General features: G+C 39.7%; 25 protein-coding genes. 14 read left to right on the top strand and 11 right to left on the bottom strand.

The window, feature by feature from the left end:
* Positions 1–37 precede the first annotated feature (37 nt).
* Positions 38–763 carry a 6-phosphogluconolactonase gene (gene pgl, locus KME09_12785; protein MBW4534802.1) on the bottom strand — a complete coding sequence of 242 codons (726 nt, stop codon included), beginning with the start codon at positions 761–763 and terminating at the stop codon, positions 38–40.
* 363 nt (positions 764–1,126) lie between these two features.
* On the opposite strand from pgl, the gene KME09_12790 reads away from it, so the two are divergent.
* The 4 genes from KME09_12790 (at position 1,127) to KME09_12805 (ending at position 4,978) form a co-directional block, all read left to right on the top strand.
* On the top strand, positions 1,127–1,864 hold the full coding sequence (locus tag KME09_12790) for a DUF502 domain-containing protein (protein MBW4534803.1): 738 nt from the start codon (positions 1,127–1,129) through the stop codon (positions 1,862–1,864).
* A gap of 75 nt (positions 1,865–1,939) precedes the next feature.
* Entirely contained in the window at positions 1,940–2,710 is a 771-nt protein-coding gene (gene nusB / locus KME09_12795) for a transcription antitermination factor NusB (protein ID MBW4534804.1), read from the top strand.
* A 111-nt stretch (positions 2,711–2,821) separates the two neighbouring features.
* Positions 2,822–3,526: a phosphatase PAP2 family protein gene (locus KME09_12800; protein ID MBW4534805.1), complete on the top strand. Its 705-nt coding sequence runs from the start codon at positions 2,822–2,824 to the stop codon at positions 3,524–3,526.
* A 99-nt stretch (positions 3,527–3,625) separates the two neighbouring features.
* A complete protein-coding gene (locus KME09_12805; protein MBW4534806.1) occupies positions 3,626–4,978 on the top strand; it encodes a hypothetical protein in 1,353 nt (450 codons plus the stop codon).
* Positions 4,979–5,057: 79 nt separating this feature from the next.
* Here the strand turns inward: KME09_12805 and KME09_12810 are convergent, their stop codons facing one another.
* The 10 genes from KME09_12810 to KME09_12855 all read right to left on the bottom strand — a co-directional run bounded on the left by KME09_12810 (position 5,058) and on the right by KME09_12855 (position 17,504).
* On the bottom strand, positions 5,058–5,408 hold the full coding sequence (locus KME09_12810) for a DUF5615 family PIN-like protein (protein MBW4534807.1): 351 nt from the start codon (positions 5,406–5,408) through the stop codon (positions 5,058–5,060).
* Entirely contained in the window at positions 5,392–5,754 is a 363-nt protein-coding gene (locus tag KME09_12815; protein MBW4534808.1) for a DUF433 domain-containing protein, read from the bottom strand. The genes KME09_12810 and KME09_12815 overlap by 17 nt, the downstream gene beginning before the upstream one ends.
* A gap of 354 nt (positions 5,755–6,108) precedes the next feature.
* Complete coding sequence (locus KME09_12820) at positions 6,109–7,455, bottom strand: Mur ligase family protein (protein ID MBW4534809.1); 1,347 nt, start codon at positions 7,453–7,455, stop codon at positions 6,109–6,111.
* Between the two features lie 316 nt (positions 7,456–7,771).
* Positions 7,772–9,583: a signal peptide peptidase SppA gene (sppA, locus tag KME09_12825; GenBank protein ID MBW4534810.1), complete on the bottom strand. Its 1,812-nt coding sequence runs from the start codon at positions 9,581–9,583 to the stop codon at positions 7,772–7,774.
* 352 nt (positions 9,584–9,935) lie between these two features.
* Positions 9,936–10,994, bottom strand: a complete 1,059-nt coding sequence (locus KME09_12830) for a class I SAM-dependent methyltransferase (GenBank protein MBW4534811.1) — start codon at positions 10,992–10,994, stop codon at positions 9,936–9,938.
* 74 nt (positions 10,995–11,068) lie between these two features.
* On the bottom strand, positions 11,069–12,427 hold the full coding sequence (locus tag KME09_12835) for an ATP-grasp enzyme (GenBank protein MBW4534812.1): 1,359 nt from the start codon (positions 12,425–12,427) through the stop codon (positions 11,069–11,071).
* A 60-nt stretch (positions 12,428–12,487) separates the two neighbouring features.
* On the bottom strand, positions 12,488–13,363 hold the full coding sequence (locus KME09_12840) for a class I SAM-dependent methyltransferase (protein MBW4534813.1): 876 nt from the start codon (positions 13,361–13,363) through the stop codon (positions 12,488–12,490).
* Positions 13,364–14,373: 1,010 nt separating this feature from the next.
* Positions 14,374–15,852: a UDP-N-acetylmuramoyl-L-alanyl-D-glutamate--2,6-diaminopimelate ligase gene (locus tag KME09_12845; protein MBW4534814.1), complete on the bottom strand. Its 1,479-nt coding sequence runs from the start codon at positions 15,850–15,852 to the stop codon at positions 14,374–14,376.
* A gap of 52 nt (positions 15,853–15,904) precedes the next feature.
* On the bottom strand, positions 15,905–16,165 hold the full coding sequence (locus KME09_12850; GenBank protein MBW4534815.1) for a glutaredoxin family protein: 261 nt from the start codon (positions 16,163–16,165) through the stop codon (positions 15,905–15,907).
* A gap of 19 nt (positions 16,166–16,184) precedes the next feature.
* Positions 16,185–17,504, bottom strand: a complete 1,320-nt coding sequence (locus KME09_12855; GenBank protein MBW4534816.1) for a hypothetical protein — start codon at positions 17,502–17,504, stop codon at positions 16,185–16,187.
* Between the two features lie 169 nt (positions 17,505–17,673).
* Here KME09_12855 and KME09_12860 point away from each other — a divergent pair, with 169 nt between their 5' ends.
* From KME09_12860 to KME09_12905, 10 genes are all read left to right on the top strand, one after another.
* Positions 17,674–17,868 carry a type II toxin-antitoxin system HicB family antitoxin gene (locus tag KME09_12860; GenBank protein MBW4534817.1) on the top strand — a complete coding sequence of 65 codons (195 nt, stop codon included), beginning with the start codon at positions 17,674–17,676 and terminating at the stop codon, positions 17,866–17,868.
* A gap of 2 nt (positions 17,869–17,870) precedes the next feature.
* Positions 17,871–18,083, top strand: a complete 213-nt coding sequence (locus KME09_12865; protein MBW4534818.1) for a type II toxin-antitoxin system HicA family toxin — start codon at positions 17,871–17,873, stop codon at positions 18,081–18,083.
* A gap of 254 nt (positions 18,084–18,337) precedes the next feature.
* Entirely contained in the window at positions 18,338–18,928 is a 591-nt protein-coding gene (locus tag KME09_12870; GenBank protein ID MBW4534819.1) for a TetR/AcrR family transcriptional regulator, read from the top strand.
* A 66-nt stretch (positions 18,929–18,994) separates the two neighbouring features.
* A complete protein-coding gene (locus KME09_12875; protein MBW4534820.1) occupies positions 18,995–19,267 on the top strand; it encodes an acyl-CoA thioesterase in 273 nt (90 codons plus the stop codon).
* 263 nt (positions 19,268–19,530) lie between these two features.
* Positions 19,531–19,962: a hypothetical protein gene (locus tag KME09_12880; protein ID MBW4534821.1), complete on the top strand. Its 432-nt coding sequence runs from the start codon at positions 19,531–19,533 to the stop codon at positions 19,960–19,962.
* A gap of 4 nt (positions 19,963–19,966) precedes the next feature.
* A complete protein-coding gene (locus KME09_12885; protein MBW4534822.1) occupies positions 19,967–20,176 on the top strand; it encodes a hypothetical protein in 210 nt (69 codons plus the stop codon).
* Positions 20,177–20,221: 45 nt separating this feature from the next.
* Positions 20,222–21,082 (top strand): hypothetical protein, encoded by an 861-nt coding sequence (locus KME09_12890; GenBank protein MBW4534823.1) that lies wholly within the window; start codon positions 20,222–20,224, stop codon positions 21,080–21,082.
* Between the two features lie 27 nt (positions 21,083–21,109).
* The gene (locus tag KME09_12895; protein MBW4534824.1) at positions 21,110–21,520 is read left to right on the top strand and encodes a hypothetical protein; all 411 of its coding nucleotides are present in this window, start codon (positions 21,110–21,112) and stop codon (positions 21,518–21,520) included.
* Positions 21,517–22,143: a glutathione S-transferase gene (locus KME09_12900; protein ID MBW4534825.1), complete on the top strand. Its 627-nt coding sequence runs from the start codon at positions 21,517–21,519 to the stop codon at positions 22,141–22,143. The genes KME09_12895 and KME09_12900 overlap by 4 nt, the downstream gene beginning before the upstream one ends.
* A 98-nt stretch (positions 22,144–22,241) precedes the next feature.
* Positions 22,242–22,400 (top strand): VOC family protein, encoded by a 159-nt coding sequence (locus tag KME09_12905; protein ID MBW4534826.1) that lies wholly within the window; start codon positions 22,242–22,244, stop codon positions 22,398–22,400.
* Positions 22,401–22,465: the final 65 nt, after the last annotated feature.

Below are 22,465 nucleotides of genomic sequence, written 5' to 3' on the forward strand. Positions count from 1 at the left end.
ATTGATTTGATGAAGCTAACAATACTCAGTCACTGTTCTATAGTTCTGCTGCTGCTGCTTGGTCTAATAGCCACAATAATTCTCCTTGGGGTTGAATTAAACGAGAGGGATATTGTCTTTCGTCTCCTTGAGCGGCAAAAACCTGTTTCAGTGCAGAACGTTTACTCGCTCCTACAACCATAAATAAGACGTAGTTTGCCTGATTGATCAAGGGGACGGAGAAAGTTAGACGAGGTTGATCGTCTTTGTTGCCTACTGTGATTAGGCGATCGCGAACTGATAAAGCATCTGTATGGGGAAACAGTGAGGCGGTATGTCCATCATCCCCCATACCCAATAAAATTAAGTCGAAAGTAGGAAATCCCTCGGATTGCTGGAAAAATTCTCTTAATTCAGCTTCATGTCGTTGAGCATCTTGTTGGGGATCTGCACCAGTAATATTCATCGGGTGAATGTTACTCGCAGGAATGTCGATCTTGTCTAGCCAGACTTGGCGAGCCATTAACTGATTGCTGTCTTGATGGGTGGCGGGGACATAACGCTCATCCCCCCAAAAAATATGTATTTTTGACCAGGGTAAAGATTCAGTCGCTAAGGCTGCGTAAAGAGATTTGGGCGTACTACCACCAGATAAGGCGATCGTGAAGCGGTCATTTACTTCTAGCACCTGATGTATCAATTCAATCACGATTTCATGCGATCGCTTAATCAAGGCAGATTGATCGGCTAAAATTTCTACATTTTGTTGGTTTATACTAACCATTTTAAATTTTCCCCAGGTCAAAAAAATATTTATGCTTGATTTAAGTTAAAAAGACTGGTAATTGTAGGCAAAAGTCTAGTTTAAACACTGTTTATTTTAGAACTGTCCACTGAAAATATGACCAAAACTTAAATATATTTAGGAATTCTCTAGAGATTAACCCTTATTCTAGCTTCTGGCTCAATTCAGATTGGGCGATCGACGTCTAAATGCTGAATTAGGGTATAACATAAACTAAAAAGCGCTCAAATGAATCTATATGTTTGTGTTGATGTCAACACTTGCAACAATTATTCATAAGCTTTAAAACTAGTATATAGAGTGCAATAATACAATTTTAGTTGTAAGGAGAGTAATTGCTCTGTGCTGCAACGTTTAAAGCAAGATTTAAAAAACGATTTAATTGCGGGTTTGCTGGTAGTGATCCCTCTAGCAACAACCATTTGGCTGTCTGTTTCTACCGCGAGATGGGCGATCAATTTGTTTACCCGTATTCCTAAGCAGATTAATCCTTTTGACGATTTAAATCCTATCCTGACGGATGTGCTTAACTTCTCGGTAGGGTTTACCGTGCCACTACTGAGTATTCTAATTATCGGTTTGATGGCACGAAATATTGCTGGACGCTGGCTATTAGATTTTGGCGAAAGGTTTCTGCAAGCGATTCCTCTGGCTGGTTCGGTCTATAAAACTCTGAAGCAGATCTTAGAAACTCTTTTGAGTGATTCTAAAAGCAAATTTAGAAGAGTGGTACTAGTGGAGTATCCTCGTAAAGGAGTTTGGACGATGGGATTTGTTACAGGTAAAATTAGTCCCCAGCTACAGAATCATCTTCAACAAGAGGTGATTAGCGTCTTTATTCCCACTACTCCTAATCCAACTTCTGGTTGGTATACTGTAGTGCCACAAGAGGAGGCACTCGATCTTGATATTTCGATTGAAGATGCTTTTAAAATCCTCATCTCTGGAGGAATTGTGAGTCCAGAAATGCCAGAGGTCAAATCAAAGCGCTTGGTTGCCAAACAGCCTGAACCAGCCGTAGTTGAGCATGGTTTTATTAGCCAACAGCCTGAATTAATTTCTGTAGAAGAAGAAAGTTGAGTGAAACAAGACAGTATAATGATTGAGCTTGATGGAATTATTAAGCGTCTATCTTTGATTCACTATTACTAAAACATGGCTCTGCGTAAACAACCCCGAAGTATTGCTCGCGAATTAGCACTGCTAAGTATTAGTCAAGTCAAAACTAAACAAGGCAAGCTAGCCCAAGAAGAATTAGATAGCCTGGTTTTAGCAGCTATTCGTACCTTGACCATTGAAGTACAGGATAATCTCGAAACAGCATCAGCAGAAATTAAACGTGGAGAAGAACGTCTGTTAAATAGCGAAACTCGCGCTAGTGATTTGGATAGTGCCAAAGTAATGATTCAGGAAGCTCTGGCAGTCTCCCAAGCAGCGATTAATCGAGTTGGGATGGCGATCGAATTTCCCGAATTTTTGCAGCTGACAAACAAAGAACAGGTAAGACAATACGCTACAGAATTAATTGTCACCGTCAATGATTATCGTCAAGAAATTGAAGCAACAATTGAGGACGTTTTGGTGGGTTGGCAGCTTAGTCGCCTAGCTAAAATAGATCGTGATATCCTGAGAATTTCTGTGGCAGAGATGCTTTATTTACAAGTACCTGAAAAGGTAGCTATCAACGAATCGGTAGAGTTAGCTAAACGCTACTCCGATGAGGATGGATTTAGGTTTATTAATGGTGTCTTGCGTCGGTTAAGCGATCGCCGTCGAGAGAGTACTGAAGTACCAGAATCACAACTAGCAACAGCAGATACAGAAATCTTAACTCCGTCTAACGCCGAAAAAGTAGAGCCTTCAGCCGAAGAGCAGCCACCAGAAATCTTACCAATTGTGCAGCCAAGTTCTTCTAATCAAGATTAGGTTATCTTTAAGTTAAGCGATCGCGACAGTTCAGCTTCGATCTTCATTTAGAAGTAGGGAATTACTATTTTCTGGTTAATCCTTACATACTTTTCTTACTAACAAATTGTTATGCCAACTTTTTTACAGCAGATCGTTAGATTCTGGCGAAATAACATTAGTCCTAAAATAGCCCCTTTAATTACAGCAGTCGGTATAGTCGGCTTAATCACTTGTCTGCTAATTATTTATCTCGTTGCTGAAATTTCTGATGAGGTTCTAGAACAAGAGGCTTTTGCTTTTGATAAAACAATTTTGCTGTGGATACATTCCTTTGCTAATCCCACCCTCGATCGCATCATGCAATTTGTTACCAGTTTCAATAATCCCGATCTAGTCTCCATTATTGCTGGAGTCGCTCTGGTGTTGTTGCTGTGGAAACGTTGTTATCCAGAAGCGAAAATATTTGCCATTGACTGTGCTGGTGGGGTCATTCTTAGCTATGGTTTAAAGTCTGTATTTGGTAAAACTCGCCCCGATCTTTGGCAATCGGCGATTAAAGAAGTATCTTATAGCTATCCTAGCGGTCATGCTTTAGGTTCGACGGTTTTATATGGATTTTTAGCCTATTTATTTGCTACTCGCTTTCCTCAATTTTCTGGACTAATTTATCTGCTGGCAGTTGTTTTGATTGGTTCAATTGGTTTGAGTCGTTTATATCTGGGAGTGCATTGGCCAACTGATATTTTAGGTGGTTATGGCATTGGTTTTTTATGGCTGACTTTTTGTACCACCATGCTGAAGTTACAGAAAATTAAACAACTAACAACAACCTAATTGGCGATTGCGGAGCCTTCTTGGAGGGAAATCGCCTTGCAATTTACCTGTTTATTTTTGCAAGATAGTAAGTATTAATGCTGATTAGGAAGTAAATTAGTGGTAGATGTCAAAAAGTTGTTAGGCGAAAAAGCGATCGTTATCGGTGGTAGTATTGCTGGCTTGCTGAGTGCGCGGGTGCTGGCAGATTATTTTCAGCAGGTATTAATTCTTGAACGCGATCGATTACCTGAAACTCCTGAAGCTCGTCGTGGTGTTCCCCAATCGGTTCAACCCCATGTCTTGTTTACCAAAGGATATCGGATCTTAGGTGAGCTTTTGCCTGATGTTGCCGAACAGTTACAGTCTAACGGCGCATTGAGTATTGATTGGGCAAGAGAGTTTAAGCATTATAATCAAGGACATTGGGGTACAGAAGCAATAGAACCTTCCGAGATTGTGTCTATTACCTGTAGTCGCTATTTATTGGAGTGGACAATTCGCCAAGAGTTAGTCAAGCTACCGAGAATTAAAATTCTCGAACAAAGTAAGGTTTCAGGATTACTGTACGATCGGGCGAGAGATCGAGTAACGGGAGTACAGCTACATTCCACACAGTTAAGCGCAGATTTAGTCGTAGATGCTAGCGGTAGAAGTTCCCAAGCTGCTCAATGGTTACAAGAGATAAATTACTCTCCTGCACCAGAAACTGTAGTTAACCCTTTTTTAGGCTATGCTACCCGCCGTTATCAATTGCCAGCTAATTTTCAACCCGACTGGAAAGTACTATTAATCTCCCAAGCTCCACCAGAAAATACTCGCTTAGGCTATTTAGCCAGAATTGAACATGATGAAGTAATTGCCACCTTGGGCGGTTATGGTAAAGACTTTCCTCCTTTAAATGACTTAGGATTTCTCGAATTTGCTCAGAGTTTGGCACAACCCGATTTCTATCAGGCGATCGCTAATGCTCGTCCGACATCGCCAATTTATGCTCATCGCGCCACGGCTAACCGTCGCCGAAATTATGACCAGATTAAGCTTCCTGCTGGCTTAATTGCCCTAGGAGATGCTGTCTGTGCCTTATGTCCCGTATATGGACAGGGAATGACCGTCAGTGCTTTGGGAGCAAAAACCCTACAGACTTGGTTAGATAAATCGGCTAGGGGTAAATTAGATAATAATCGCTTCCAAAAACAACTAGCAAAAAGCAATTCTTTTCACTGGATGCTAGCCACTAGCCAAGATTCTCGTTTCCCCACCACCGTCGGCGGGGAGCAAAGCAAAGAGGGAACAGTAAATAAATTAATGACAGGCTATATGAACAGGTTGCTAGCTAAATCTGCCTCCGAACCTAATTTACACCTCATGTTTTTAGAAGTTGCTCATTTATTGCGATCGCCCTTATATCTCTATCATCCTGCGGTTATGTGGCAGGTTTTAGCATCATCAAAGAATTTTACGTCCGACTAATACTTCTTGGGCTGGCGATCGCTATCTCTAGTATGCTAGTACATTCCTTTTTTAATTTATTTACTCCCAGCCGATCAGCTTAGGAGAAAGGGATAAAAAGAACTTGCCCTTCATATTCTTCAGGTTCGCTACAACAAATAAATAGCTCTAAATCATCAATGATCTTACCAATGGGTGCTGTGGCAATCACTTCAACAACTCCAGTCATAGGTAATCCTTGATTGACGCGCTCGTACGCATACATTGTAACAGTGGCTACATCATGGGTAAGCAAGATACGTCCCTCGTTCGCAGCCCATTCCAAAATATCTGGATCATCAGCATTCATCAACCCTACGTCTTGAACACGGACTAAATCTAGGTCAATAAAACGTCTCATTAAACCACGCAATATAGTTCCGTTAAAATTTTCGTCACTTAGAAGACGCATTTTGTCCCGATTCTTTTTGTGACTTACGGGTAAGCAAGCGCTGCCTTAGATCGGCTAAGTTGTGTTTTTGAGTCAGTTGTTGTCTGAGTTGTTGAGCTTGTCGATCGCGCTGTTCCAAATAACTGTCAATTTCCTGACGATGGTTTAGATAGTAAGCAATGCTAGTGTATATATCTTCTAAGCGAAGAACTGAAAACTGAATAGCGATTTCTTCAAGAGTGGAGCCGTTGTGATATGAGGCAAGTATGCTATCTAAAGTCACTCGGCTCGAACCAACACGGATACCGCCCGCTTCGTCCCAGCGGAAAGGGGGAGAGATTGCTGGGAATTTTGCCGAAGAACTCATTGGGGACATATGGCAGCTTAGTTGAACTGTATAAAAGCATTGTAGCAAGAAGCATATTGCTTTTTCTGGCAGCAACTGTGTTTAACTCACAACACAAATGCAGGGCTATTTCGTTCTAACTGTAGTGAACCAAGAAATAAATTTCTTGGCTTAAAATTAAAGTCCGTTTAAACGGACTTAATATACTTAGACAGAGAATTTATTCTCTGGATATATGAGAATGAAATAGCTCTGAAACAAGTGTAATATCAAGAATTTTTCTGGATATCTTTCCAGGTCAAAATCTCCCAAAAAACTGCATCATATTCGATCTAATCGCTGCTTTAGTATTTCAAGCTTCATACTCTGTTCCTACTAAAGAATTTTGCGTCCGACTAATATTTCCCTAACTTCCAACATGGCTGAATAAGTGGGGATAATATGTAAAGTTTCCGCCAGTTTTGTATATTCCAAGGCAGTGCTAATGGCTTCGGGTAAGTCTTCCTTAACTATTAGTTCAAAATTGGTTTTCTCTGGATCGACCGATTCAGAACTATATGCCAGGCGTAATGCCATATCGTAAACGCGATCGCCACTGACAATTAAAGTGCCTCCTAGCTTAACTAATTCCTCGGTATCAACGTCCCAAATCCAAGAGACATCTGTACCGTCGGGAATGCGATCGTTCAAGACTAAAAGGGTAACATCAGATTTACCTTTCTTCTTGATATCATTAACGGCGCGGATCGTTTCATTCAGACCAACAGGATTTTTAGCCAGCATGATCCGCACTTGCTTTTGCTCGATTTCTAACTCTTCAGCACGACCAAAGGCAGCTTTAAAGTTTTGCACCGTGCGATATATATCTTCAGTTTTAATGCCAATTGACTGAGTTAAGACGCTGGCTGCCAGGGTATTGTACTTGTTATAAACACCAATTAAAATTTGCGGATGTTTATGGCTATCAAGCGCCACTTTGCTTTTGGCAAAACCACAGCTAGGACAGTGATAGTCGCCTAAATGGGACAGATAAACTCCCTGATAATCTAAAAGATGTCCACAACGAGGACAATAGATGGAATCAACCGCATGGGGAATTTCAGCTAGATATAATTCTGGTTCATTGAGTCCAAAATAAAGGACTTTTTGTTTCAGCTGCTGTCCTAAACTACTCAGGGTAGGATCGTCGGCATTTAAAATAATGGTGGTGTCTGCTGGTAGAGGAGAAATTGCTTTTCCCCACCGTTGGGCAATGGTATCAACTTCGCCATAACGATCTAACTGATCGCGAAAGAGATTTAACGCCAAAATATATTTAGGCTGACAGTTTTGTAATAATAGAGGCAAGATGTTTTCATCCACTTCGAGAATGGCATAGTCGGCAGATATCTTACCCGTCATGTCCGCACTACTGAGCAGCGCTGTAATCAAACCGTTGATTAAATTTGCCCCACTAGAATTATGTACCACTGTATAACCGCGATCGCTTAAAATCTGTTTGAGTAATAAAGCGGTGGTGGTTTTACCATTTGTTCCCACGACCACAATTACTCCCTGACTAACCTGCTCAAACAAGAGAGGCAACAGACGAGAATGCAGCCGACGAGAGATTTCTCCTGGTAGGACAGACGCAGCACCCAAGCCAAGCGATCGCACTATCCCTGTTACCGTCTTAGCCACCCCAACAGCCAAACCTAAGCGAATTCGATCTAATAGTTGCATTTTATTCAGTTAACAGCGATCGGTTATCAATTAAACAGTCCCGTCAAGCGGGATAACATCAACAGTTAACAATAACTAATCGCGAATGACAAGTAATTAGCCGTACAAATTAGCGATAGACAATTAGGGTGATCGGCTCGTAAGTAGCGCGAAATTCCGTTGCCCTAAAGGACTAGCTTCGCGTCGCGCGGGTTCCCCGCGTTGAGGAAATTTCGTAAGAAGGAAATAGGAAATAGGAAATAGGAAGTAGGAAGTAGGAAGTAGGAAAGTGGGTATCGCCGTTTGCCTTGTTCACCTAAAGCTTAGAGCTAATTGATTAATCAATCTCGAAATTAAACGGTAAACGAGCATATACGCCACTAGGATCGTTAAAAGCGCTTAACATCGATATTTCCTGTTTAAGCTTGAACAATTCGGCGGTAAGAGGATCTTTTGCTGCTTGCGATTCTAGAATTTTAGCCGTAAACAATTGAAGAATTTGCCTGTCAAAAGGATTTTGTTGGGGATATTCTTCTAGTTGCCAACTATTCCCTAGGTTAGCTTTTTTAGCTGCAAAGGCGATCGCACTTTCTAATCCTCCCAGGCGATCGACTAGACCAATTTTGAGCGCTTCTTTACCCGACCACACACGACCTCTAGCAATCTCTTTTACCTTGTCTAGGGGCAAATGACGATAGTCAGCTACTTTGCTCAGGAATAGCCCATAGGTTTTATCTACTGACTGTTGATAAATAGCTAATTCTGCTGCGGTTTTCGGCCGAACATTGGAGTCAATATCGGCAAATTTTCCTGTTTTAACTACATCCCAAGTAACGCCATTGTCTTGCGCAATTTCTTGAATATTAGATAGTAAACCAAAAACCCCAATCGAACCTGTAATAGTATTTTCTTCAGCAAAGATTTGATCTGCACCAGCAGCAATCCAATAGCCTCCAGAGGCTGCCACGTTACCCATCGACACAATTACTGGTTTTTTCTTTTTAGTCAGCAAGATCTCTCTTAAAATGACATCTGAGGCTGTGGCGCTACCTCCAGGACTATTAATTCGCAGCACAACTGCTCTAACGCTCTCATCTTCGCGTAATTCCTGAAAATCCTCAGTAAAGCGATCGCTGCCAACGGTTTCAATACTGCCACTACCATCAACAATTGCTCCTTCGGCATAGATTACAGCAATTTTATCCGCAGCCTTAGAGGTAACTTGGGTCGGGGAAATCGTTTCATTGGCATAAGTTCCTAAGTCTACCTGTCTAAAGCTTTCCGTATCTTCGGTTTCTTTGGTTTCTTCGGTTAAGACGCGTAATTTGCTCACAACCTGATCGTAATAGCCCACCTGATCGATCAAACCAGCCTGTTTTGCTTCCTGGGGTTCGAGATATCCCTGGACATCTACTAGCTGTTGTAGTTTACCCGAATTTAATTTGCGACTATCAGCTACGTGATTGAGAAACTTGCCCCACAGATCTGAGAGTAAGACTTTTGTCTGTTCTTTATTGGCGGGACTAAAATCTTCACGAATATAGGGTTCGACGGCTGATTTATAATCCCCTACTCGAATTACTTGAACTCCTACGCCATATTTTTCTAATGCGCCTTTAAAAAACATCTGCTGGGAACTCAAGCCATTAAGTTCCATTGTTCCCATCGGGTTAACAATCACTTCATCTGCTAAAGAAGCTAGATAATACTCTTGCTCACTTAAAGTTACGTCATAAGCAATAATTTTTTTACCCGCAGCTTTAAACTTTGCCAAAGCAGTTCTCACTTCTTCTGTCGTAGCATAACCGTTGGGAATACCAACTTTTCTCCCGTCTAGAAGCATTGCCACAATGCGATCGTCTTTGGCTGCTTCATCAATGGACTGTAGAACTTTTCGCAAGGTAATAGTTTCTTGTGTTTCCACTGAAAATGCCTGTGCTAGATTTGCAGAAGACTTAAAGTCTTTAACTTGGGTAGACAAATCAAAAACTAAAACCGATCGATCTTGAATACCCTGAATTTTTTCTTCGTCTGAAACAGCGGTGAGTAAAATCAAAACTAGACCGCCAATACTTAAGCCGAGAAAGAGGCATAAGCCAATCATACTCCCGATGGTGCTAGCAAAAGTCTGTTTTAAAAATTGACGCATTATGGTGATTTATGATGAGTAAATAATGTGAGATAGAATTAGAGCGGTTTAACTTGGCCTATTGTTATACTTCCCGTATTCCCCATCAATATCATTATTATTGTTAATCAACAGCTAAATCTCTGTTTTGCTTCAACTTTTAATTTCTACACCGCTAATATTAACGAAGTCATCAAAAATTCATTGGTTCGTCATACGAAAGTCATAGGTAAGCTATATGTTATATATTGTCAGCTCTACACATGATTTCACTCATAAGCTCCTTCAGGCTTTTTAGGGCTGACTTTATTATTTTTGCCGAATAATTATAGTTATGTTAACTATTTTGATGTTACGCAAAAATATACTTTTCCTAGGACTGACTAATCTTGAATTCCATACCCGACAAACTGTTATTAGTTTTAATCATCTGTTCTAGCTCAAAGCCGCTTTTGGTAAACAATTCTTGAAATTGCTTTTTAGTGCGCCAGCCACCGCCAGGAGTGGCGACATTAATTTGTACGGCAAAAATTCCTGGCATAATGCCATCGGCTTCAGTTTTGGGTTCATCAAGATCGGGTACAAATGACTGTAGTAAAATCAATTTGCCATCTTGGGGAAGTGCTGCTTTACAGTTAGCTAAAATTTTCAGCGCATCTTCATCACTCCAGGCGGAAATAAAGTGTTTCATCACGATCGCATTTGCACCTTTGGGGATCTCTTGAAAGACATCCCCTGTTTTAATGGCGATCGCATTTGGATCGACACCAATACTAGTAATATATTCTCGGGCGGTATCAGCTACATCAGGTAAATCAAATAAAATCCCTTTGCACCCATAGCGTTTAACAATGTTGGCAATCAAACCCCCCTGTCCACCACCAACATCCATTACCGTTTCATACTGACCAAAATCATAGGCATCTAGCAACCCATCTACCTGAGAATTGGTGAGAAAACTCATTGCTTTGATAAAAGTGTCTTTACTCCACTCGTTGTCATAGCAATACTGATAAACTCCTTTTTTATTAGCCAGTTCAAAAGGCACAACTCCCTGTTCTAATGCCTCTGGCAAAACCTTCCAAGCATCCCACTGTGCAGGTTCAATCAGATGCATCAACAAATGTCCCACGGATGGATCTTTGTTAGTTACCAATAGAGTAGATGTTTCCGTGGGGGCAAATATTCTACCTGGTTTTTCTGTCAATACTTCCACATGGGCTAATGCTCGTAGGATAAAGTACAATCGTTCGGTATCGGTGTTAGTTGCTTGGGCTAAATCTTCTACTGTTTGCGATCCGCGATCGTCTAATAGATCGAAAATGCCTAGTCGTGCTGCGGTATATGTACACTGACTCTTAACGAAAGTCAGCATTAAATCAAATGCTCTTTTCTTCGCTTCTGTATTGGGATTGGTGCTAGTTGATACCATTTTGATTACTAATTACTGATTACTGGTTACTACTTCCTATTTCCTATTTCTTATTTCCTACTTCCTATTTCCTACTAATCTCCGCCGATTTCGACGAGTTTGCCAATATTGAAATCAATTTTGACCCAGCCTTTAAGGCGACGTAAGTTGTCCAGCAGCAGTAAAGGAATTTGCCAGTTATGCAGCATCAGAAAGGGCAAAGGGTCATTCGGAGTTAAAATAGCGTCTGTTCCTTGAGTGATCTTTTGCCACCAAGCGTTTAATTCTTTGAATGAGCGAATGTTCAATAATCTCCAGAGTTCGTGATATGTCCAATAAGTTGGTTTGCTATTGGGTAAAGGAGCGATCGCCATTTCTCCTGGTTCACCATCGGTCAAATAAGCCTTTGCCACCCCTGGATGATCGTGGAACATGGTGATGGCAGAATGCAAACGAGGGTTACATTCAATCGGATATACCGTGCCTGACTCAGTCTGAATCATGTCAAAACAAACTTGTCCTGTTAGATTCATTTTTTGGATAAAGGTTTCTACCCACTGGTAAATTGCAGGATTATCTACCTGTTCATAATTCACTTGAAACGGAGAAGACTTAGAACAGCAGTGTAGTCTAATTTTGCCTTTGCGTGCGGTAGCGTGGAAGCAATATTCCTGTCCCCGAATAAACTCCTGCATGACCCAAGGTTTAGATTCACTAATGGGCAAACTCTGCACATATTCTGCCATTTCTGGAAAAGGTAAGCGAGTCAAATCTAGACGTAGTACCGAATCATAGGGAATACTCTTGACTATATATTGACTACCATCACTGGAAAAATCAAAATCTAAGATCTGTTGTGGCTCGGTAATACGAAATACTTTGGGCGCTGATAAACCGAATTCCCTTGCTTTTGAACAAAAGGCGTGTTTGTCATCCAGAATGGCTGTCTCTTCTGGATCTAAATGAATTGATTCGCAATAGGGTTCTAAAGCTTTTTTAGCTAAGGAATCATAATAACTGGCAATGGGGCTAGATACAGGAACAAACAGATCGATATTTTTTTGCTTCGCTATATCTACTAAAGCCTGACAATAAGCTTCTGGTTCTTTTTCTGGGACGGGGACGGTAAAAAAGCCTTTGACAGCGCGGGAAAAGCGATGTCCTGAGAGCCAATATTTATGGGTTTCGACTAAATATACGTCATGACCATCGCGATAGAAAGACCTCGCTAACTGTAACGCTTTGGTCATTTTTGCCCCAGTGATTAAAATTCGCTTCTTTTCAATGGGAGTAGTTGCGATTGCTAGCTCTTTTTTGTCGCCGAAGATACTGCTAACTAGAGATACCAAGATCATTCCTAAATTAAAAGGAAGTAATAGGGTTAATAAACCAAAAGTTACTAGATTTTGGGCGATCGCCGTCCCGTATCTTGAAATAAATAATTTTTGCGCCATATATAATCAAAAAAGTGTTAATTTGCCACTACGGCAATTTTTTCAGCCCTAATCCTTAATTTATTTACGTTTTATTAGGGTTAAGCCATCGCGGATGGGAATCATTACCTGTTCGACGCGAGGATCGTCGGCAACAAAGCGATTAAAACGGGCGATCGCCTGACCGTTCTCAGTTCGTTGTGATTCAGCTAAATAGGGTTGTCCCTGCATCAGGGTATTGTCTACGCAGATAAAGCCATCAGCAGCTAATAGATCTGTATCTAACAATAGGTTGAGATAATCGATATATCCTCCTTTATCAGCATCAATAAATGCCAAATCAAAAGATCTGCCTGCCTTAACTAATTCCTGCATAGTTTCCATTGCGGGAGCAACTTTTAGCTCAATTTTCTTACCGTGTTTGGAAACATCAAAGCATTCGCGGGCAAATTGGGCAGCATATTCATCTACTTCACAAGCGATCAGACAACCATCATCAGGTAAAGCCTCGGCGATCGCTAAAGCAGAATAGCCTGTAAATACGCCAATTTCTAAGACTTGTCGGGATTTACTGATCGCCACCAGCATTTTTAGGAGTTGTCCTTCCAGATGCCCTGAGAGCATTTCTTGTTCTAAAGCTTTTACTGTTTCGCCGTCGTCAAAACGTTTACTCCAGTCTTCTTTTTGAGTGCGATCGGCTAAATTAGCTAAGGCTGAAGATTCTTTAGTAGTGCAACTTTCCAAGTAGGGATCTAAACCCGCAGCTAATTGATATGCTGTAGTTAAAGATTCCTTAAATTCAGTGGAAACTGATTCTGTTTTGGCAGTTTCTACAATTTGTTCTAACTGTTGAACGAGAATTCCCCAAGGAGTTACTGGTCTGGCGGTTTTCTTTTGTCCGTCTGGTTGAGAATTATCTTCAGCGTTAACGTTAGACGGATTGGCTGTACTTACCACGATATCTCAATTGCTCCTCTAATAAATTATTTTTTGCATTAGGAAATTTGCTGAAGTTACTTTTTACTTCAACTGGATTAATATTTTGACTTTAAGCTATTTTTCTATTATCTAAAACAACACCTTGAATTAAACTTTACTCACCAAAAGCTATGGTATTTGTGGTTTAAGGGGTTTAAATTCTCATTACCTAGGTTTTCTCGCCAAAAAGTGAAATAGCTAGGGTAACTTAAAGAAAATTCTTGAATATGCTGATAAATAGTAATAGATTAAGTCATTTAATCTTACTTAATATTACTATTAACACATTTTTTTTGCATAAACATCTGCATATAGTTATACTTGCGAAAAATTATCTAATTAATTTAATCAATAATTTAATCAATTGTTATTGACGCTAGAGCTATGCAGTCACAAATTTGTTGTTACTTGGTCTACTCTTTTATTAAAGCAAGTTTACCCTTGAGAATCTGGCAGTATTTGTAAAATAATGTAAAAGTTGTCTTAATATTGCTGTTATTAGTTTAATTTAGCTATATTTTCTCTTGACAAAATACTTTTAATCTGATGCAACTTTAAAAGCAAGACATAACGCTGATATGTGAATTATCTCCGTTCTAATTTACTAGCTTTTAGCTTTTAGCTTTTAGCTCTTAGCTCTTAGCTTTGTAAAACTTCTGACTTAAGTAGTTTAGTCATACCAATTCTCTATGAAAATGCATTAAATCAGATTTGACCACTTTGCCCCAACAGCGCGATTATTCAAGGCGAAATGAATTCGCCGAATCTCGCGCTCAAACTAAGCGGGATAAACGTCTTTGCGTCTTTGTCCTAAAGGATTCCCTAAAGGGCGACACGGAGTTAGTACCCTTGCGGTATACACCTTCGGATAAGCTTCGCGTCCGTCTTTGCGCGAGACTTAAAAAATAGAGTTAAGTAATCCATAATAAGTTTAGAAATTACTCAACTCTGTAGGTTAGACCAAATAAAACTAGAATGCAAACACAGATTTAACGATCGCCCAAAGCAATTCGAGCCTGTTCGCGATCGTCAAAATGAATCTTCTCAGTGCCTAGAATTTGGTAGTCTTCGTGTCCTTTCCCCGCAATTAAAACACCATCCCCTGGTTGAGCATTTTTGATAGCTGTGGCGATCGCCTTTGCCCGATCGCCGATCACTAGAGGTTCAACAGTATCAGGAATACCCGCTACGACATCTTTGAGGATCTGTTCGGGGTTTTCAGTACGGGGATTATCAGAAGTTACTACTGCCAAGTCGGCTAGTTGCGCAGCAATTTTCCCCATCAGTGGGCGTTTTGTGCGATCGCGATCGCCTCCACAGCCAAAGACACAGATCATTTTGCCACTAATAAATGGGCGCGCAGCCTTGAGTAAATTTTCTAAACTGTCAGGAGTATGGGCATAGTCGACAATCACATTAATATCCTGATCCGAACTCAACTGCACTCGTTCCATTCTCCCTGGTACACCTGCAAAATTCGGCAAGCTATCTGCAATTAGCTGTAAATCCACTCCCAAGTGTAATACTGCACCCGCTGCTGCTAGCAAGTTGGCTAAATTAAATTGACCAACTAAAGGAGAATTAAAGGCAATTTCCCCTTGTGGAGTATGTAACACACCGCTAACTCCTGTGGGTTGATAATCTAAATTACTGGTATATAAGTCAGCATCTCGATCGTCAACGCTATAAGTCCAAACCCGCTCAGAATCTAGTTGGGCAATTAAGCGTTTACCATAATCATCATCAAGATTAATAATCGCTCTACCTTGGAGATATTCGGCGCTAAATAATAAAGATTTTGCCTGGAAGTAATCTTCCATATCTCGGTGATAGTCCAAATGATCCTGCGTCAGATTGGTAAATACTGCCACCTCAAAACCGCAGCCTTTGACTCTTCCTTGAGCTAGAGCATGAGAACTAACTTCCATTACCGCATATTTATTCCCAGCCTTTACAGCATCAGCTAACTGCGATTGTAAATCTACGGCAAAAGGGGTAGTGTGGCTGGCGGTTTGACTATATCCTTGCCAGCGAGTGTAGAGAGTACCTAGCATGGCGGTAGGATGTTGCGCCTGAAGCAAAAAGTATTCAATCAGATGACTGCTGGTAGTTTTACCGTTTGTCCCTGTAACTCCAATCATACCTAGTTTTTGACTGGGATAATCATGAAAAGCGGCAGCGATCGCACTACATGCAACAATCATGTCATCAGTTTGAATTACGCAGGCATCGCCAGAGGGGGGCTGTTTTTGGGCTGCTGCGGGAGTAATCACAGCTGCGATCGCACCTTGACTTGTCGCACTACCCCAAAACTCTCCACCATCTACTCTCGTTCCTGGCATACCAATAAATAGATCTCCCTGTTGGCAAGCATGGGAGTTAGTACAGACTCGATTTACTTCAAGCTCCAAAGCATCATGTTCTGGTTGTTGAAGATTGGCTTTAGCTAATAATTCGCGCAGCTTCATCATTTTTTTGTGTAAGTGCTTAACGGTACTATATTTTGCCCACCTTTTTACCCTATGTTTCGATATTTTGCTGTAACATTTGCTCTAATTTGCTAACTGTAGCGCGAGGAGATATACGGGGTAAAGGTTTTTCTCTCTCTAATAATTTTTGACACAGCACGGGAATTTCATACTGATAGGCAGCAAACCAATCTTCACGAGTAGTGATGTCGCGTATTTCTAATTCAAACTCAATTTGACTAACCTGCTCTAGTTTTGACTGCAATCCTTCACATAGATGACAACCAGGCTTACTATACAGAATTAATTGCATCACTAATTTCTTACTTGAGTTATTTATCTAACAATCTTAGCTGGTGACTAATTCTACTGTGAACAATTTGTAATTCATTAATATTGCTTAATTCAGCCGAATCAAAACAAGTCTGGATTCTTCTCAGGGTTTTTTCTAGTTGCTTGGCTAATTGTAAAGCCTGTTCGCTAATTCGATCTATTTGCTGCTGTTCGTAGATTTTTAAAGCTACACCGCGTAAGATTTGAATCCCTACTGTTTCTAATTGTTTTTGGACGCTAAATTCTAAACGTAGTAGAATTCGCTCTTGTTGATGAAATCTCTCTAGCACTAGCTTTTGTGGGTGACTAGATGTATCTTGTGGCAGTCTTGCCATCCGCTTGATTTCATCGATTAAAGAGCAGAAAATTGGTAAGGGTACTCGATCGAGTGAAGATTGAGTTGAGTTGTCTTTTTGCGTAATAATGCCACCGCGATCGCTGTAGCGAGTTAAGGTAATATATTCTGAGTGGTGTTTAAAAGCCTGCTCTAGTAGCCTTTGCCATGATAGCTGAGATGATAGCTGTGGCAAAAAATCTGTTGTTTCAGGTTCTAGTTCTGGTGGAGCTGTTCTACCTAAAGTTTCAGCAATTAATTGTGATATTTGCGCCTCACCTAAAGCAATTTCCAGCTCGTTGTTCGATTCTGAAGTTAATAATTCAGCTGGATGCTCGGCAATAATTGTGGCTTTGTGATCCAGATTGTTGGTTGGATGCTGATTAATAAATTCTGGAGGAATTTCAAACAGAGTAGCTGTTGCATCTACTTTGGTTTTAGCTAATTGTTCTTTAGGTTTGGGAGTTAAGTCTAAGTCTTTTAGAAAGTCCAAATCTGCTGGTAAGTCTGATAATTCTGGCTCAAGATCGGGCTGATCTATCGCAGATGCTGCGGAATGAGCAATAATTGTGGGAGCAGAATCTACTAATCGACGAGAATTAGCACCTTTGAGGGGTGCATTGGGATTAAAGCTAGTATCGATCACAGTTTGGTGCCGATCTTGCTGTTGATTACTTAATTGAACTGCATTCTGAGGATAATTTGCCAGGATGATTTGGTGTGTTTGTAAATCAATCAACTGAACTTCTAAATTATATTTAAAGACTTTAGCGATGGAATTGGCAAACTTTTTCGACTCTTCGTTATAGGGATCTAACATTCCTAAAACTAAATAATTGCCATTTAGCTTTAAAGGTAGAACCTGATAGTGACGACAAGAATCTACAGGAAAAACCTGATCGATTAATTGAAAAATTTCTCTACTATTAGCAAGACAATCAGCAAATATTGCTGTTTTGAAACTACCAGAATTAAAATCATTCATAGAAAAAGCCTAGCTGTAAAATTTGTTTAGTAGTAAATTATTAATCTAGTGATGGATAATATTGGAACTATCAGCTTATTAATTAATCATGCTTTTAGAATTCTTCACAAGACTAGGTTACCCAAATTTAACTTAAAAATTAGCATTAAAATAATTAGATTTAAATCTTATGCGCTATCAAGTCCGACTCAAAAAAAGTGAAGAAGGGTACGCTGTCTGGTGTCCTGGGTTACCTGGATGTTGGTCACAGGGAGATACAGAAGAAGAGGCTTTAGAAAATATTAAAGATGCGATTAGTACTTTTCTAGAGACAGTTGATCAGATAAACCAAGATGCCGATGCTCGATATGTGGAAGTAGGATAATTATGCCCAAACTTTCAGGTATTAATCATCAAAAAGCAGTTAAGGCTTTTAAAAAAGCTGGCTTCAAAATAGTAAGACAAAGTAAACATATTGCAATGACTAATGACAATCGCATTATCATTATTCCTAGAGCTAATCCAATCAACGCCTATACAATGGCTGGAATTGTCAAAGATGCAGGTTTAACGATTGATGAATTTAAACAGCTTTTGTAAATTGTGATCGCCAAGCGCGACACGAATGGGTGTAATCGCATTTTGATAAATTTTTAGGTTGGGAGTGCGATCGCAAAATTTAATAGTCAAAATAAAAAGGGGAATCAGCCCATTCCCCAGTAAAAGTCGTTAAGTCGCAATTGCCAACCTAGTTAGTAATATAGTACTTATTGATGTAATAGTCAACAAAAATACTTAAAGTTTTGCATTAATGATGTTAAGGTAAATAAAAGACCAATCGGTCTTAAAATTAGATGTCAAAAGCACAACAAACTAAAGCGCGTATAATTCAGCAAGCAGCAGAGTTGTTTAACCTCAAAGGTTATGCAGGTTCTTCGATCGCCGATATTATGCAGGCTACAGGATTAAAGAAAGGAGGAATTTATAATCATTTTGCTAGTAAGGATGAACTGGCATTAGCTGCGTTTGATTATGCAGAAAGTCTTCTGAGTAAAAGGATTTGGAGTGTGGTAAAAACTAAACGCAATGCAATTGAACGCTTACAGGCACTAGTAGGTAGCTATCTAATTTATATCGACGATCCGCCCATTATTGGAGGCTGTCCAATTTTAAATACAGCGATTGAAACCGATGATACCGATTCTCCCTTACGCGATCGCGCTTTACAGGCTATGAATTCTAGTCGTGGTTTGATTGTGCGAATTATCAATATAGGGATTAAAAAAGGGGAAGTGCGATCTACTGTTGAACCTGATACCGTTGCCACGATTATTTTTTCGGCTTTAGAAGGAGCAGTTATGATGAGTAAACTAGAACGAAATCCCGTTCATCTAGAAATAGTCGTAGCGCACCTGCAAAGTTATATTCAAACTAATCTTGCCTAAAACGCAGCTAAATTTTTTTGACTCAAAAAAGACCGATTGGTCTGTAAAATTAACTATTAACCTCCAATGAAGAAACAACCATTTGAAGTCGCTCTAGACTTACCAATTAAAACCTATGACATTGATTTTGCAGGAATTGTCAGCAATATTGTCTATATTCGCTGGTTAGAAGATTTAAGACTCAAAATGCTTGAATTTTATTTCCCTCTAGAACAATTAATGTCAAAGGGATACTGTCCAACTGTTAACTCCACCGAAATCAAATACCAGAAAGCTTTAAGGTTAGGCGATCGCCCTGTGGGTAAGATGTGGATGTCTCAATTGGGGCGTTTGCCCTAAAGGACTAGCTTTGCGTCGCGTTGTACTTTACAAGCCGAGATTTGTCTGGGACAAGAAATAGCTGCTACTGCGACGCAGGTGGGATTTTTTATGAGTTTGGAATCTATGCGTCCAATGGCTATGCCCGAAGAATTAAAACATATTTACGCCGAATATAATTGATTAATTGTAAGTGTTACTTGCGTTTTTGAGAAATAGTTGTTATTTTGAAGATCGAAAGCAAGTGTTGCTTGCAAAAACCTTGATAATTTTGCAAAAACACAATGAATTTATCTCTACAACTGTTATTTCATGGTGCAATTGTCCTGCTCATCGGTTCATTATCGGGAATTCCTTACGGTTCAGCAATTACTAAGAAAAAAGACGAAGAAGTCATTAGGGCATGGCGAGTAGCTCATTCAGGACTATCAATGGGTGGCACGACAATGATTGCTTTTGCTGCTGCGATTTATCAATTGGATATAAATGCGATCGCTTTATCCATTTTGGTTTGGTCATCTGTTATTTCTAGTTATGGATTTTGTATCGCTCTCCCCTACGGTGCTTGGGTAGGTCATCGTGGACTTTCTATTGGTCAAACTATTGAGAACAAAATTGTTTACTTGGGCAATATGGTGGGTGCTACAGGCTCTTTAGTTAGCACTTTGGCACTAATTTTCGGCTGTTTAGAGTCGATGAATATTTTTAGTACCTGAAAAGGTGGGCAATAGTATTTTTGAGTACCTTATTAAGTTAAATCTAAGCGTTGCCCACCCTACTTTAAAGTGCGATCGCTTAATGGAAAGAGAAGCATGGCAGCAAACTCAACCTAATGATGAACAGATAGAAATATTTAAACAAACAGTACAAGAATTAATTAAATTACAAAGCAAAAATCAAATTATTAGCAAGGTAAAGCAATCATCATAATCTCTCTTTGATGATAAAAAAAATTAAATACAGGATATAGATAAAATGTCAAAGATTAACCATAATTCGATGGCGATCGCCTGTGCTTCAGGGGGTTTTAAGGCAATATTTGTACATGGTGTATTGAGTGCTTTTGAAGAGGCAAATCTTAAAGCAAATGCTTATGCTGCTGCTTCAGGTTCAGTAATATCTAGTGCCTGGGCAGCTATTGGTAAAGCTAGAGAATCAGGAATGAATTATTGGCTAGAAGGTTTAAAAGTTCATCACCAGACTAAAAGCATGAGTCAGGTATGTCTGGGGGGAATATCTTATTTTTGCGCTCGCGGTGGTCAACAGCTTTTCACCTCAAATTCAGCCAATTTTTATATTGCTACCAGCGCGGTAACTAGTGAAGAGGCTGCTGAACAAACTCAAGGAAAACAAGCAAGAAGATTAGGTAAAAAACTATTGGTATCGGCTACGAAAAAAGACCGTAGTTGGGTGAATAAACATTTAAAAATCGAGCTTTTTGGTAGTGCTAGAAAAGGCAATTTAGCTCTTAATCAAAACAATTTTCGTGAAGTTAGCTATGCATCCAGTAGAATGCTACACATTTATGATACACCAGCTTGGATTAATAACCAGCCTTACGTCGATGCTTCCTATACTTGCATTTGTCCTGCATTAGAAATGGTTGAACAGGGATATCAAACAGTAATTGCGATCGCCACTGAAGCAGGTAACTTTTATCGAGATTTATTCCAATCTCAAGTTATTCCCACACAATACCAACAAGTACCAATACGTATAATTCAGCCAAATATAAATCCCAAGGATATGGGTGTAGATGTTTTCCAAGCTACACCTGAAGGAATAGCAGCAGTTTATCAACATGGTTTAGACAAAGGCAAAGCGTTTTTAGCGTAATTAAATTAACTCTGGAGGATCAAACCAATGCAGCAAAGTAAAACATGGTTACTATCAATTTTAATTTTGAGCATTGCTATTACTAGCATTCACTACACTGATAACGCCATTTATGTTCATGAATATCCCGAACCAGAATGGTTTACAACCTCTGGTGTATTAATTACCTGGATAGTCATGACTGCGATCGCCATTATATGTTACTGGCTTTATACCAGACAGTTATATTGGTTGAGTTATTTTCTGTTAGGTCTTTATGCTGGTACTGGTTTATCTAGTCCAGCCCATTATTTTTATGGAGAACTGTCTCGGTTTTCTGTGAAAATGCACCTTTTAATTTGGACTGATGTATTTGCAGGACTATCAGTAGTTGCATTTATTATTTGGTCAGCATTAATTGCTCAAGAATGGCGCAGTAGCAAGGAGATAGAAAAATGAATACAGCTAAAACTAATCAACCTTTATTAATTACAATTGCCATCAGTCACTACTGCGAAAAAGTTCGCTGGGCATTAGATTATTTAGGGATAGATTATGTCGAAGAAAACCACGCACCACCATTTCATAGACAATATACATCCCGTTATGGAGGTACAAGCGTTCCTGTTTTAGTTGTAAATGACAAGGCGTTTGCTGATTCTAAAGATATCTTGCATTACTTAGATACTATTGCTTCCGATCAACAACTTTATCCCCAAGATCTAGAATTACGCCAGCAAGCAGAAACCTTAGAAGCATTATTTGATGACAAATTAGGTGTAGCCACACGCTGTTTAGGTTACTACTATGCTATTCAACAACCTTGGTCAATTCTAGCTGCCTGGGGCATGGGAGCAAGCTTGAGCGAAAGAATTAAATGTATTATTGCTTTTCCTAAGACAGTTAATTTTCTCAAACAAAACTACAATGTCACTGCCGAAGGGAAAGAAACTGCCTTACAGGATATTAAAGATGTTTTCGACATAGTTAACCAGAAACTCAATGCAGGTCAACAATATTTAGTAGGCGATCGCTTTTCGGCAACAGACATCATATCATATTTGAGCGCAAGCCTTCATTAGAAACAGATCGTTTTGTATTCTTCAATATCGATGGATTTCTCTTTGGTCTTTTTGATTCCATAGTCACTGGAGAAAAAATTCAATATGGTAACAACACAGTGCCTACCATTGAAGTAAATGACATTAATAGTTGGCATCAACGACTAAGCAAACTTGGTCTAAAAATAATACTTTCTCTACAAGAAGTTAATGGAACAAAAATATTTCAAGTTGAAGATACAGAAGGCAATATCCTCGAATTTTATCAATGGATTTGAGTCATAAATTTCAACACTGTTTATTAATCAGTATACGGGCAACTCCCGCAGGTGAGTTAGTTATG

Origin of the sequence: Pleurocapsa minor HA4230-MV1 (assembly GCA_019359095.1) — a bacterium.
GTDB classification, from domain to species: Bacteria; Cyanobacteriota; Cyanobacteriia; order Cyanobacteriales; family Xenococcaceae; genus Waterburya; species Waterburya minor.